Source organism: Nocardia coubleae NBRC 108252 (assembly GCF_001612805.1).
GTDB classification, from domain to species: Bacteria; Actinomycetota; Actinomycetes; order Mycobacteriales; family Mycobacteriaceae; genus Nocardia; species Nocardia coubleae.
On sequence record NZ_BDBD01000008.1, the window covers coordinates 191,193 to 203,821 of the forward strand.

The 12,629-nt window shown below is 68.4% G+C and carries 14 protein-coding genes; 7 read left to right on the forward strand and 7 right to left on the reverse strand.

Annotated elements, in window-relative coordinates; all coding sequences use genetic code 11:
• Positions 1–25 precede the first annotated feature (25 nt).
• The 7 genes from NCO8_RS07240 to cofD form a co-directional block, all read right to left on the reverse strand.
• Entirely contained in the window at positions 26–574 is a 549-nt protein-coding gene (locus NCO8_RS07240) for a TetR/AcrR family transcriptional regulator (RefSeq protein ID WP_157104819.1), read from the reverse strand.
• Positions 575–651: 77 nt separating this feature from the next.
• Entirely contained in the window at positions 652–834 is a 183-nt protein-coding gene (locus NCO8_RS07245; RefSeq protein WP_067491380.1) for a rubredoxin, read from the reverse strand.
• Positions 831–1,004 carry a rubredoxin gene (locus NCO8_RS30485; RefSeq protein WP_084456705.1) on the reverse strand — a complete coding sequence of 58 codons (174 nt, stop codon included), beginning with the start codon at positions 1,002–1,004 and terminating at the stop codon, positions 831–833. The genes NCO8_RS07245 and NCO8_RS30485 overlap by 4 nt, the downstream gene beginning before the upstream one ends.
• Positions 1,001–2,233 carry an alkane 1-monooxygenase gene (locus tag NCO8_RS07250; RefSeq protein ID WP_067637566.1) on the reverse strand — a complete coding sequence of 411 codons (1,233 nt, stop codon included), beginning with the start codon at positions 2,231–2,233 and terminating at the stop codon, positions 1,001–1,003. The genes NCO8_RS30485 and NCO8_RS07250 overlap by 4 nt, the downstream gene beginning before the upstream one ends.
• Before the next feature lie 189 nt (positions 2,234–2,422).
• Entirely contained in the window at positions 2,423–2,944 is a 522-nt protein-coding gene (locus tag NCO8_RS07255) for an NUDIX hydrolase (protein ID WP_067637468.1), read from the reverse strand.
• Between the two features lie 172 nt (positions 2,945–3,116).
• A complete protein-coding gene (locus tag NCO8_RS07260; protein WP_067637470.1) occupies positions 3,117–4,463 on the reverse strand; it encodes a coenzyme F420-0:L-glutamate ligase in 1,347 nt (448 codons plus the stop codon).
• A complete protein-coding gene (gene cofD / locus NCO8_RS07265) occupies positions 4,460–5,428 on the reverse strand; it encodes a 2-phospho-L-lactate transferase (protein ID WP_084456725.1) in 969 nt (322 codons plus the stop codon). Before cofD ends, NCO8_RS07260 begins: the two co-directional genes overlap by 4 nt.
• Before the next feature lie 515 nt (positions 5,429–5,943).
• Here cofD and NCO8_RS31150 point away from each other — a divergent pair.
• The 7 genes from NCO8_RS31150 (at position 5,944) to NCO8_RS07300 (ending at position 12,589) form a co-directional block, all read left to right on the forward strand.
• The gene (locus tag NCO8_RS31150; protein WP_133733920.1) at positions 5,944–6,177 is read left to right on the forward strand and encodes a WhiB family transcriptional regulator; all 234 of its coding nucleotides are present in this window, start codon (positions 5,944–5,946) and stop codon (positions 6,175–6,177) included.
• Between the two features lie 114 nt (positions 6,178–6,291).
• The gene (locus NCO8_RS07275) at positions 6,292–6,774 is read left to right on the forward strand and encodes a metallopeptidase family protein (RefSeq protein ID WP_201449895.1); all 483 of its coding nucleotides are present in this window, start codon (positions 6,292–6,294) and stop codon (positions 6,772–6,774) included.
• An 85-nt stretch (positions 6,775–6,859) separates the two neighbouring features.
• Positions 6,860–7,234, forward strand: a complete 375-nt coding sequence (locus NCO8_RS07280) for a DUF3499 domain-containing protein (RefSeq protein ID WP_067637472.1) — start codon at positions 6,860–6,862, stop codon at positions 7,232–7,234.
• A gap of 389 nt (positions 7,235–7,623) precedes the next feature.
• Positions 7,624–9,003, forward strand: a complete 1,380-nt coding sequence (locus NCO8_RS07285; RefSeq protein WP_067637474.1) for a phosphomannomutase/phosphoglucomutase — start codon at positions 7,624–7,626, stop codon at positions 9,001–9,003.
• Between the two features lie 142 nt (positions 9,004–9,145).
• Entirely contained in the window at positions 9,146–10,366 is a 1,221-nt protein-coding gene (locus tag NCO8_RS07290) for an amino acid adenylation domain-containing protein (RefSeq protein WP_067637570.1), read from the forward strand.
• Positions 10,366–11,586 carry a mannose-6-phosphate isomerase, class I gene (gene manA, locus NCO8_RS07295; protein ID WP_067637476.1) on the forward strand — a complete coding sequence of 407 codons (1,221 nt, stop codon included), beginning with the start codon at positions 10,366–10,368 and terminating at the stop codon, positions 11,584–11,586. Before NCO8_RS07290 ends, manA begins: the two co-directional genes overlap by 1 nt.
• A gap of 82 nt (positions 11,587–11,668) precedes the next feature.
• On the forward strand, positions 11,669–12,589 hold the full coding sequence (locus NCO8_RS07300; RefSeq protein ID WP_067637478.1) for a cation diffusion facilitator family transporter: 921 nt from the start codon (positions 11,669–11,671) through the stop codon (positions 12,587–12,589).
• Positions 12,590–12,629: the final 40 nt, after the last annotated feature.

A 12,629-nucleotide genomic window follows, 5' to 3' on the forward strand; every position in this document is an offset into this window, starting at 1 on the left:
CTTATAGTGATCCGTCCCACTCCGTCTAGGGGCGAATACCGCGTGCCTGAACAATCGCCTCCACATAGGGACTCAGCAACGCCGCCATCTCAGCGGGTGCATCGCGTTCGGGGACCGGCGGATTGGGGATGTAACTCAGCGCGATGCGCACCAGCGCGTGCGCGAGGACATCGGCCTCGGTGTCGGTGGCGTTCACCCAGCTGTGCTGGAAGACGTCGGCCAGCCGCGCGGTGGCGTGTTCGAGCAGGGGGCCCGCGTCGAGGGTGATGAGCCGCAGCAGATCGGGCTTCATCTCCCCGGCGAGCAGCGATCGGACCAGCGGGTCGGCCGCGGCGGCGAAGAAGAAGCCGGTCATGCCGTCGCGGATGGCCTCGTGCGCGTCGCCGACGTGCCGGTGGATCGCGTCGCGCACCTGGTCGACGAGGGAGTCGGCCAGGCGAAGCGCGTAGGACTGGGAAAGGCCCGCGCGCGACCCGAACTCGTTGTAGAGCGTCTGCCTGCTCACCCCGGCCCTGGCGGCCACGTCACCGAGGGTGATCTTGGACCAGTCCCGTTCGGTGAGCAGCTCGCGCATGGAGTCCAGGACCGAGGTGCGCAGTAGTTCGCGCGCGGCCTCCTGGTACGGCGGACGCGCACCCTGGCGCGTCGCGCTCACGAACGTTCGATCTCGACCATGAAGAAATCGGATTTGCGGGCACCGCAGTCCGGGCAGGTCCAGTCGTCGGGGATGTCGTCCCAGCGGGTGCCGGGGGCGATGCCGTCGTCGGGCCAGCCCTGCGCTTCGTCGTATTCGAATCCGCACTGAGCGCACTGGTAGAGCTTGTATTCGGTCATCGCGCTACTCCTACCGCCTCGAAATCGATCTTCTCCCGCACTCCGCAGTCCGGACAGCACCAGTCGTCCGGCACCGCCGACCACGGGGTACCCGCCGGAAAACCTTCGCGCGGAGCGCCTTCGGCTTCGTCGTAGACATAATCACAGACGGGGCATTTGTACGCACTCACGGCGCCTCCGTTCCATACTTCGCCAGCACCTGCTCGCGGCGCTTGGGCTCGATATTGGCCAAGGTGACATCACCGCCGTAGTGCGCGAGCAACCGCTTGTCCATCACCTTGCGCCAGATCGGCGGGAAGTAGCTCAGCAGGATCATGCTGGCGTAACCGCTCGGCAGGTTCGGCGCGCCGTCCCAGCTGCGCAGCGTCTGGTAGCGACGGGTCGGGTAGGCGTGATGGTCGCTGTGGCGCTGCAGGTGGTAGAGGAAGATGTTGGTGACCAGGTGGTCGCTGTTCCAGCTGTGTTCGGGGGCGGGCCGCTCGTAGCGCCCGCTCGGCGTCTTCTGCCGGACCAGGCCGTAGTGCTCGAGGTAGTTCACCGACTCGAGCAGGCTGAATCCGATCACCGCCTGCAGGATCAGGTACGGCAGCACCTCGATACCGAACGCCAGGATCAGCCCGAGCCACAGCACCACCGACATCGCCCAGGCGTTGAGCACGTCGTTGCGCAATGTCCACGGACCCTTGTCCAGGCGGGCGAGCCGTTCCTTCTCGAGGTGCCAGGCCGAGCGCAGGCTGCCCCAGACGGTGCGCGGCCAGAAGGCCCAGAAGGTCTCGCCGAGACGCGAACTCGCCGGGTCCTCGGGGGTGGCGACCCGCACGTGGTGACCACGGTTGTGCTCGATGTAGAAGTGCCCGTAGAACGACTGGGCCAGCGCGATACGCGAGAGCCAGCGCTCCAATTCGACCTTCTTGTGGCCCAGTTCGTGCGCGGTGTTGATCCCGATGCCGCCGATCATGCCGACGCTGATCGCGATGCCGATCTTGTCGACCACGTTGGCGCCGCCGGGGAAGCCGAGCCAGTGCAGGTTGTCGGCGGTGATGATGTAGCAGGCGAAGATCAGCGAGGCGTACTGGAACGGCAGGTACAGGTAGGTCAGGTAGCGGTAGTACTTGTCGTTCTCCAGCTGTTCCATGACCTCGTCGGGCGGGTTGTCGCCGTCGGGACCGAACAACAGGTCGGCCAGCGGGATCACGATGTAGATCAGGATCGGGCCGAGCCAGAACGGCACTTCGGCCAGGCGGTGCCAGCCGAGCTGGTTGATTCCCCAGATCATAGGGATCGCGATCGTGAACAGTCCGGTGGGGGCGAACAGGCCCCATAGCCAGAGATATCGCTTGGAATCGCGCCATTGCGGTGGCGCTGCCGTCCGTTCGGACGGGTTGGCGTCGGTGGACATCGTTGTCTCCATCCTGAGGCACATCTCACACGTGTGATGTGCGTAACTCTCTGTCACAGACGATAGGCCGCTCCTCCGGTCGGTGTCTAGACAAATTTGTGAATTTGTAAAGTGGATAACGGGGAGATAACGGAAAAGGCGGCCACATCCGTTCGGATGCGGCCGCCACGATCGCCGGTCAGCGAGGGGTCAGGCTTTCAGCGCCACGTCGGCGCCAGGTGGTAGCCCGTCGACCGGCCACCACCGCAGATCGGTGGATTCGGCGCTGCGCACCGGGACCGCACCGGGCGGGGCGATGACCTCGAACAACAGGTCCAGATGACGCGTCGGCACACCGAGCGAACAGGTGATCGGATGCGCCTGCGCACCGTAGAGACCGGGCATCAGCGACAGGTCGGGGATACCGGATTCCTCGACGGCCTCGCGCAAGGCGGCGTCGGCGACGGTGTCGTCGCCGGGCTCGCAATGGCCGCCGAGCTGGATCCAGCGGCCCACGCGCGGGTGCAGGGTGAGGAGCACCTCGCGACGGTCATGCGACAGCACGATCGCCGAAGCGGTGATGTGGCCGGGCGCGTGCTCGCGCAGACAGCCGCGCGGTGCCGACCCGAGAAACGCCAGCATCGCTTCGCGCAGTGAGGAATCCGCGTCGGTGGGTGGTTTCCAGGAGTTGAGCAGTTCGGTCGCGGAGGCGTGCAGCGATTCGGCGCTCATGACGGCGTCTCCGCACCGAGACGCACCGGGCGCCGCGCCGTCACCGGCCTGCTCACGGCCGGGCGGGCGACAGCGCGCCGACCGTAGCTGCGTGCCGCCCCCGAACGGCTCACAGTTCGACCCGATACGGGTCGGCGTCGCCGACCGTGGCCGCACGCCGTCGCTGTGCGGTTCACAGTTCGACCAGACCGGGGCCGGGATCGCCGACCGTGCGCGGCTCGGGCGTCTCCAGCGGATTCCCGATAGCGATGGCGCCCAACGGATTCCAGTCGTCCGCGAGACCGAGGACCTCGCGGGTCACCTCCGGTGCGAAGATCGTCGAGCCGATCCAGCAGCTGCCGAGTCCGTCGGCGGCCAGCGCCACGAGCAGACCCTGCACGGCGGCACCGACGGCGACGGTGAACATCGTCTGCTCGGCCGCCTGACGACGCGCGTCCGGGTAGTCGTGCGCACCGTCGGGCACGCAGAACGGGATCACCACCTCCGGCGCGTCGGCCAGGATCTGCCCCCGCGCGACGCGACGTTCGATCCGCTCCGGGTCGAGGCCGTCGGCCGCGAGATCGGCACGCCACTTGTCGGCCATGGCGGCGAGCAGCCGGGCACGCACGTCGCGATCGCGCAGCCAGACGAAGCGCACCGGCCGGGTGTGGTGCGGAGCCGGGGCGGTGAGACCGGCGGCGACGGCGGCCCTGAGCCGTTCCGGGTCGACCGGCTCGTCGCTGAACGCGCGCACCGAACGGCGAAGGGGCACAGCCTGTTTACGGCCGAGCTCGATCGCTTCGGCGGTGCCGAGCCAGAACAGGTCGTCCACCCCGCCGCGCAGCAGCGACGCCGCGGTGGAGCCGTCGTCCACGGTCGGCAGACCACGAACCACCGCGATCGGCACCGCGCCGAGCTTGCCCTTCACCAGGTCGGCGGCGGCGGCCAGTTCGTCGGCGACGGCCACCTGGGTGACCTGCAGTTCGTTGCCCTGTCCGTCGACCGCGCCCGCGTAGTCGTGCAGCACGCGCAGGCCGGCCGCGCCGATGGCCGCGTCGATCTGGCCGTTGCGCCAGGCGCGGCCCATCGTGTCGGTGACGACCACGGCCACGTCGACGCCGAGCCGCTGGGCGACAGCCGCGCGCAGCGCTTTGGCGCTGGCGTCGGGATCCACCGGGAGCAGCACCAATTCGCCCTCGGCCACATTGGAGCCGTCGACACCGGAGGCGGCCTGCACGATGCCGAGCCGGTTCTCGGTGATGAGGGTGCGGCCTTTGCGCGCGAGCACCCGCACCGCCTCGGCGTCGACGAGTTCGCGGCGGGCAGCGTCGCGTTCCTCGGGGTCGGTCGGGGCGGCGACGATGCGGCCCTCGGCCTTGGAGACGATCTTGCTCGTCACCACGAGGATGTCGCCGTCGGCGAGCCAGGGCGCCTGTGCCACAAGGTGTTCGGCGATGTCGTCGCCGGGCCGGAACTCCGGCAGACCGGTGACCGGCAGGATCCGCAGTTCGCCCGCCGCGTGGTCGGTCGGCGTGCTCACGCCTTCACCCCCGCCAGTTCGAGTGCGGCACGGGCCATTTCGGCCGTCGCCTCGGGATCGGACATCAGCAGCGGCACGCTGCGCACCTCCACACCGGGCACCTCGGCGGTGTCGGTGGAGTGGACGAGCCAGCCGTCGAGGATGCCGGTGGCCGAGCGGGCGCCGTAATGCCTGCCGACTCCTTCGGCCGTCGAATCCACCCCGATCACCTTCAGGCACTCATCGGCCATGCCGCGCAACGGCTTTCCGTCGATCACCGGAGACAGGCCGACGACCTTGGCTTCGGTGGTGCGCAACGCGCCGCGGATACCGGGCACGGCGAGGATCGATCCGATGCTCACGACGGGGTTCGAGGGGGCGAGCAACACGGCGTCAGCCGAGGCTATGATATCGGTCACATTTGGTGCGGGAGAGGCTTGTTCGGCGCCGATCGAGGCAAATCCGTGTGTCGGAAGCGCCGCGCGGTACCGCACCCACCATTCCTGGAAGTGGATCGCGCGACGTTCGCCAGCATTGTCGGGATCGCTGACCACCACGTGTGTTTCGCAGCGGTCGTCGGTAGCCGGAATGAGTTTCACACCCGGCTGCCACCGATTGCACAGCGCTTCGGTGACCGCGGACAGCGGAAATCCGGCGCGCAACATCTCGGTGCGAATGAGGTGAGTGGCGATATCGCGATCGCCGAGCCCGAACCAATCGGGCTTGGCGTTGTATTTCGCCAGTTCCTCCTTGGCGTGCCAGGTCTCGTTCGCGTGGCCCCAGCCACGTTCGGGATCGATGCCACCACCGAGGGTGTACATGCAGGTGTCGAGGTCGGGACAGATGCGGAGGCCGTGCATCCAGACGTCGTCACCGACGTTGACGATGGCCGAGATATCAGCGTCGGGCAGCAGCTGCCTGATGCCGAGGAGGAACCGTGCACCCCCGACACCACCGACGAGAACGGCGATCTTGGGCTCGCGCACCGCGTGTTGTGCAGTCACAGGGACACAGCCTAAGTGGTGCCGGTTGCCGGGTTGTTTCCCCGTGCTGAAGAACAAAGTTGCTGGTCATTTGCCACGGCACATAACAAGATCAACACGAAAGGCGGGTCCGGAGTGTAACGGAAGGGTGACGGCGGGTTGACCACCGGCAAGTGCGGCGTGTCTAATCACAGACATGTCATTCCGGTCACCGCGAGAAGACATAGCGCGGGGGCGTTTGCGAGAGGGTGCCGGCGCGCCGGAAGGCAGGCTCGGGGAAGCCCGCGAGACTACGTCGCGGTGTTGGGCCGTCGGGGTTCTAGTTGATCCGACGGAAATCATTCTGCGCTAACACATAGTGAGGAGGCGGAACGATGACCGAAAACCTGGTCTCGCCGACCGATTCCACAGCAGGCGCAGCTCACGCTGTCTGCGCTGAAACGAGCTGGCCGGAACCGGACGCGGCAAGCGAAGTCGCGGCCCCCCGGCTGAGTCTGGTCGTCACGGGCTTCGACGAAATGTTCGAGTCGATCGAAGAGCAGTGGCAGGAACGTGCCCTCTGCGCTCAGACCGACCCCGAGGCGTTCTTCCCGGAGAAGGGCGGCTCGACCCGTGAGGCCAAGCGCATCTGCTTGGGCTGTGAAGTGCGTGACCAGTGCCTGGAATACGCGCTGGCGCATGACGAACGTTTCGGCATCTGGGGCGGTCTCTCGGAACGAGAGCGTCGCAGGCTGAAGCGCGGAATCGGATAAGTGACTGTTCGAAAGTAGACTCTCCAGGCCTGGCCCGGAGCCACGCAGGCGCAGTACGTCGGTGTCTCCGGGCGAACGCCCGTTTACCGGTCAGGCGAGAGAGGCGAAGTACCCATGGCACGTTCCCGGCGACATCTTCCGGCGCCGACCGCTCGTTCGGTGACCCGCCGCGGTCGCGGTGTCCGTGGCCCCATGCTCCCCCCTACGGTGCCCGCCTGGCGCACGCGCGGGCAGAAATTCGACCGGCTGGTGCTCGAGGCCTTCGCACCGCTGGACACCCGCTGGCACGACCGGCTCACCAAACTCGACATCGCCGTCGACGATGTGCCGAAAATCCGTCCGCTGCATCCTGATTCGGTCACCTGGCCGGACGAGGTCGTCGCCGACGGGCCGGTCCCGCTTTCCCGGCTCATCCCCGCAGGCGTCGACCGTCACGGTGCCGCCACCCGCGCGCGGGTGGTGCTCTTCCGCAAGCCGCTCGAGCTGCGCGCCGCCGATCCCGACGATCTCGTCGAGCTGTTGCGCGAGGTGCTGGTGCAGCAGATCGCGACCTACTTGGGTGTCGATCCCGACCTGATCGACCCCGAACCGGAGTAGCGGCGCGCGAGAACGACGCCCTCGTCACCGCGTGTCCGTATCCACTTTTGTGGGCGGGAGGGTTAATCTCGACGTCGTGATCCCTATGCGTCGTTGCTGCCGACCCGGCTGCAAGAACCCGGCTGTAGCGACGCTGACGTATGTGTACTCCGACTCGACCGCCGTCGTCGGACCCCTGGCCACCGTCGCCGAACCGCATTCCTGGGATCTGTGCGAAACCCACGCCTGCCGCATCACCGCCCCGAAGGGCTGGGAACTGGTGCGCCACGAGGGCGGCTTCTCCTCCAGCACCCCCGACGACGACGATCTGACCGCCCTGGCCGAAGCCGTTCGCGAAGCAGGCCTACGCCGCCGCCCCGCCGAACCTGACCAGCCCGGCTACCGCGACACCGCCACCCCGGCCCCCCGCCAAGCCCGCACCGGCCGCCGCGGCCACCTACGAGTCCTCCCCGACCCATAAGCTCACCCGCCGCTGTCCCGCCTCCCCGCGACTTCAGGCCGGACTCGAGCGCGGAGAGACCTGCGTTGGCGGCCAGACTCACGTGCTGGGTCACCGGAGCCCGTGCCCGGGGAGTTACCCATGTGCTTGCGAGATCCCGGCGTTGTGAATTCGGGCCAAGCACCACTCGGTATACCCGCCGACGCCCCCCGCCGTGCCCGAGTCCGGCCAAAGCCCCGTAGGGGCAGTTCGGCTACGCCTGATCTCGCAAGCACATGGGTAACTCACCGGGAACGGGCTGACCTGCCCACATTTCCTAGCTTGCCGCGTTCCCAAATCTCCCCGTGCACGAGTCTGGCCAGAGTCGCGGGGAGGCGGAGGAGCGAGGCGGGTGAGCTAGGCTTTGCGGCATGACGACCCTCGCGCGCTCTGGCGAACTCGTGAACGCCGTGATCAAGGCTTATGACGTCCGCGGGGTGGTGGGCGAGCAGATCGACGCCGGGTTCGTGCGCGATGTGGGTGCCTCTTTCGCCCGGTTGATGCGTGCCGAAGGCGCCGAGCGCGTCGTCATCGGCCATGACATGCGGGAGTCCTCCCCCGAGCTGGCCGAGGCGTTCGCCCAGGGCGTGCAGGGGCAGGGCCTGGATGTGGTGCACATCGGGCTCGCCTCCACCGATCAGCTGTACTTCGCTTCCGGCAGGCTCGGCTGTCCGGGCGCCATGTTCACCGCCAGCCACAACCCCGCCAAGTACAACGGCATCAAGCTGTGCCGGGCCAACGCGCTGCCGGTGGGTCAGGACAGCGGTCTCGCCACCATCGCGGCCGAGGTCGTGTCGGGTGTGCCCGCGTACGACGGTGCGACCGGTTCCGCCTCGACCGTCGATCTGCTCGCCGACTACGCGAGCTTCCTGCGCGAACTGGTGGATCTCGACGAGGTCCGTCCGCTCACCATCGCGGTCGACGCGGGCAACGGCATGGGTGGGCACACCGTCCCCGCCGTGCTCGGAACGCTCGGGCCCGTCACCATCGTGCCGCTGTACTTCGAGCTCGACGGCTCCTTCCCCAACCACGAGGCCAACCCCCTCGACCCGAAGAACCTTGTCGACCTGCAGGCGCTGGTGCGCTCGAGCGGCGCCGACATCGGCCTGGCCTTCGATGGTGACGCCGACCGTTGCTTCGTCGTCGACGAACGGGGTGAGCCGGTGTCGCCGTCGGCGATCACGGCTTTGGTCGCGCAGCGCGAGCTGGCCAAGGAGCCGGGGGCGACCGTCATCCACAACCTCATCACCTCCCGCGCGGTGCCCGAGCTGGTCGAGGAACTCGGTGGCAAGCCGGTGCGCACGCGGGTGGGTCATTCGTTCATCAAGCAGGAGATGGCCGCCACCGGCGCGGTATTCGGTGGCGAGCACTCCGCGCACTACTACTTCCGCGACTTCTGGGGTGCCGACTCGGGCATGCTCGCCGCGCTGCACGTGCTCGCCGCACTCGGTGAAGGCGACCGGCCGGTGTCGGAACTGATGGCCGCCTACGACGTGTACGCGGCCTCGGGCGAGATCAACTCGACCGTCGCCGACGCCGCCGACCGCACCGCCGCCGTGCTCGCGGCCTTCGCCGACCGCACCGTGTCGGTGGACCGCCTCGACGGCGTCACCGTCGACCTGGGCGACCACGCCTGGTTCAACCTGCGCGCCTCCAACACCGAACCCCTGCTCCGACTCAACGTCGAGGCCGGATCGCAGGCCGAAGTAAACGCACTCGTGACCGAGATCCTGAGCATCGTCCGCGCCTGACTGGGAACATGGGAACCAGGATGCGGAACCACATGATCGGGGACCGGCAGAACGATCCTGAGCATCGTCCGCGCCTGACTGGGAACATGGGAACCAGACGGCCGTGGAGCACACAGCGCGATGAGGGGAGGTGGACTCGGCGATGATCGCTGGAACACCGGTTTTCGACCTCGATGATGCCGCGTCGCTCGAGGCGGCCGACACCGGCGGCTTCTTACGGTCGGCGGCCTCGGGTGGGGCCCAGGTACGGGCCACCGCCGCCGCGGTCGCCGAGACCTCACTGATCGAACGTCTGTCGCAATTGCGGCCGCGCAGCCTGGTGCTCGTCACCGGATCGGGGCGGGCCGCCCGGGCAGCCGGACTGCTGGTCGCCACCCTGGGTGACCGTGCCGGACTGCCGATCGTGCCCGTCACCGCGCTGCCGCCGTGGGTCGGGCCGCTGGACGTGGTGCTCGTCGCCGGTGACGACGCCGGCGACCCGCGCCTGATCGACGCCGTCGACCGGGCAGTGCGGCGCAGCGCCGAAGTGGTGATCGCCGCCCCCAACGAGGGCCCGCTGCGGGCGGTCGCCGCCGGTCGCGCGATCGTGCTCGAACCCCGCGTGCCCGTGCTCGACCACAACCGGCTGCTGCGTTTCCTCGCCGTCGGCATCGCGGTGCTGCGCGGTATCGACGCCCAGCGCAGTGTCCCCGCCACCCCCGATCTGACCGCGCTCGCCGACGTGCTCGACGCCGAGGCCCTGCGCGACGGGCCACACAACGAGGTGTTCCACAACCCGGCCAAGACCCTCGCGACCCGCATGCACGGCGTCGGTGTCGTCCTGGCCGGCGACTCCCCCGCCGCGGTCGAACTGGCCGGGCACGGCACCGAGGTGCTGTTGCAGTCGGCGGGCAAGCTGGCCTCGGCGGCCGATCTGGCCGACACGGTCGCGGCCGTCGGCAGGCTCGCCCAGGCGGCCGGTGGCGCCGCGCCCGGTTTCGATCCGCTGTTCCACGACGAGGAACTCGACGGTCCGGCCCCGGTCGACCGGGTGCGTGTGCTCGCCCTCAGCGTGCACCCCGATCAGGCGGCCGCGCGCCGCAAGCTGGCCGTGTTCGAGGGCGCGGGCGGCGGGCTCGTCGACGCCGATCTCGTGCACGCCGATGTCGACGTACTCCAGTCCCAGCTCGCCGAACCCGGCTCGGAACCGTCCGCCGAGAGCGCGACCGCCACGTCCGCCGCAGGGGGCGGACACGGCAGTGAACTCGTGCAACTGGCGGTGCTCGCACTGCGGCTCGACATGGCCGCGGCCTACCTTCGCCTCGGCTCGCACGGTGCGGCCGCGAGCGACCAGGACCGATATCACGACGGGGGACGCTACTAGTGCAGGAACTCGTTGGTGCGCTGCGTTCTTACGCATGGGGATCGCGCACCGCGCTCGCTCGGTTGTGTGGCAGACCGGTGCCCTCGGCGCATCCGGAAGCCGAACTGTGGTTCGGCGCGCACCCCGCCGACCCCGCGCACGTGAAGTCCAACGGCAGTTCGCGTTCACTGCTCGAGGTATTGGCCGCCGATCCGGTGCGCGAATTGGGCCCGGTGGCCGAGGGTTTCGGTCCACGACTGCCGTTCCTGCTGAAGATCCTCGCGGCGGAGGAACCGCTGTCGCTGCAGGCGCATCCGAGTTCGGCGCAGGCGCTTGCCGGTTTCCAGCGGGAGAACCGTGTCGGTGTGCCGCTCGACTCGCCGCTGCGCAACTACCGCGACGACAGCCACAAACCCGAACTGGTCGTCGCGCTGGAGCGATTCGAGGCGCTCGCCGGTTTCCGCGACCCGCAGCGCACCGTCGACCTGCTGCGCGCCCTGAACGTGCCCGGTCTCAGCGTGTACGCCGAACTGCTTGCCGCCCAGCCCGATTCGGCGGGCCTACGCACGCTGTTCACCACCTGGATCACCCTGCCGCCCGCCGCCCTCGCCACCCTGCTGCCCACGGTGCTCGAGGGATGCGTGCGGTACCTGTCGGGCACCGGACCACGCGAGTTCACCGCCGAGGTCCGCACCGCGCTGGAACTGGCCGAGGTGTACCCCGGTGATGCGGGGGTGCTCGCCGCGCTGCTGCTCAACCGGCTCACCCTCGAACCGGGCCAGGGCCTGTTTCTCGCCGCCGGAAATCTGCACGCCTACCTGCGCGGTGTCGGCGTGGAGATCATGGCCAACTCTGACAATGTGCTGCGCGGCGGGCTCACCCCCAAGCATGTCGACGTGCCGGAGTTGCTGCGCGTGCTCGACTTCGAACCGATCGACCTGCCGGTGATCGAACCCGAACCCGGCCCCGACGGCAGCGTCCGCTACCAGACCCCGGCTCCCGAATTCGCGCTGTGCCGGTTCGATCTGGCGCCCGACGCCGAACCCGTCGCCCTCGCCGACGCCGGACCCGGCATCGTGCTGTGCACGCACGGCACGATCGAATTGCGTCACGACGGGCGCGAACTCACCTTGGCGCCGGGCAGCGCCGCCTGGATCTCGGCGGCCGACACCGACATCCGCGCGCGCGCACTCGGCGGTGCCGCGCAGCTGTTCAGCGCCTGCGTGGGCGACGGGAACTAGCGTCGGGGCGAACTTTTCGCGCCACTCCCCTTAGGCTGTTGCGAGCAAAGCGTGTTCGGCGAAGCGGGAGGACGGGGACAAGATGTCGGCTGGTGGCGGCAAGAAGGCGATCATCGCCGCATTGACGGCCAATGCGGGAATCGCGGTGGCCAAGTTCATCGGCGCGGCGATCACCGGATCGGCGTCGATGCTGGCCGAGGCGGTGCACTCGGTGGCCGACACCTCCAATCAGGGTCTGCTGCTGTTCGGTCAGCGTGCCGCGGCGAAGGACGCCGACGAACTGCACCAGTTCGGCTACGGGCGCAACCGGTACTTCTATTCGTTCGTCGTGGCGCTCGTGCTGTTCACCCTCGGCTCGGTATACGCGATCTACGAGGGCATCCACAAGATCCAGCACCCCGAGGAACTGAGTCAGCCGATCGTCGCGATCGTCATCCTCGGTATCGCGATCGGCCTCGAGACATACAGTTTCATGACCGCGGTGCGCGAGTCGCGGCCGCTCAAGGGTGACGCCAGCTGGTGGCGGTTCATCCGCACCTCCCGCAGCCCGGAGCTGCCCGTGGTGCTGCTCGAGGACACCGGCGCCCTGATCGGTCTGATCCTGGCCTTCGGTGCGGTCGGACTCACCATGATCACCGACGACCCCGTCTACGACGGCATCGGCACCCTGTGCATCGGCGTGCTCCTCGGCATCATCGCGGTGGTGCTCATCATCGAGATGAAGAGCCTGCTCATCGGCGAGGGCGCCACCCCCGAACAGGATCGCGCCATCCGCGACAACCTGATCGACGGCGAGAAGATCACCTCCGTCATCCACCTCAAGTCCGAGTACATCGGTCCGGAGGAAATGCTCGTCGCCGCGAAGGTCGCCATCGCGCCCGGCCTCGGGATTTCCGATATCGCCGACGCCATCGATGCCGCCGAGACACGCGTTCGCACCGCGGTCCCGTTCGCCCGCCTGATCTACCTCGAGCCCGACCTGTACCGGCAGTCGGTGTCCTAGCGGCAGCCGGCCCGGCTCTCGGCCCGCCGGCAACATGGCA

What these genes read in the sequence shown, in the direction of transcription:
- NCO8_RS07240 (WP_157104819.1), bottom strand. Translation starts at nt 574, where the DNA reads ATGCGCGAGCTGCTCACCGAACGGGACTGGTCCAAGATCACCCTCGGT.
- NCO8_RS07245 (WP_067491380.1), bottom strand. Translation starts at nt 834, where the DNA reads ATGACCGAATACAAGCTCTACCAGTGCGCTCAGTGCGGATTCGAATAC.
- NCO8_RS07250 (WP_067637566.1), bottom strand. Translation starts at nt 2,233, where the DNA reads ATGTCCACCGACGCCAACCCGTCCGAACGGACGGCAGCGCCACCGCAA.
- NCO8_RS07255 (WP_067637468.1), bottom strand. Translation starts at nt 2,944, where the DNA reads ATGAGCGCCGAATCGCTGCACGCCTCCGCGACCGAACTGCTCAACTCC.
- NCO8_RS31150 (WP_133733920.1), top strand. Translation starts at nt 5,944, where the DNA reads ATGTTCGAGTCGATCGAAGAGCAGTGGCAGGAACGTGCCCTCTGCGCT.
- NCO8_RS07275 (WP_201449895.1), top strand. Translation starts at nt 6,292, where the DNA reads ATGGCACGTTCCCGGCGACATCTTCCGGCGCCGACCGCTCGTTCGGTG.
- NCO8_RS07280 (WP_067637472.1), top strand. Translation starts at nt 6,860, where the DNA reads ATGCGTCGTTGCTGCCGACCCGGCTGCAAGAACCCGGCTGTAGCGACG.
- NCO8_RS07285 (WP_067637474.1), top strand. Translation starts at nt 7,624, where the DNA reads ATGACGACCCTCGCGCGCTCTGGCGAACTCGTGAACGCCGTGATCAAG.
- NCO8_RS07290 (WP_067637570.1), top strand. Translation starts at nt 9,146, where the DNA reads ATGATCGCTGGAACACCGGTTTTCGACCTCGATGATGCCGCGTCGCTC.
- NCO8_RS07300 (WP_067637478.1), top strand. Translation starts at nt 11,669, where the DNA reads ATGTCGGCTGGTGGCGGCAAGAAGGCGATCATCGCCGCATTGACGGCC.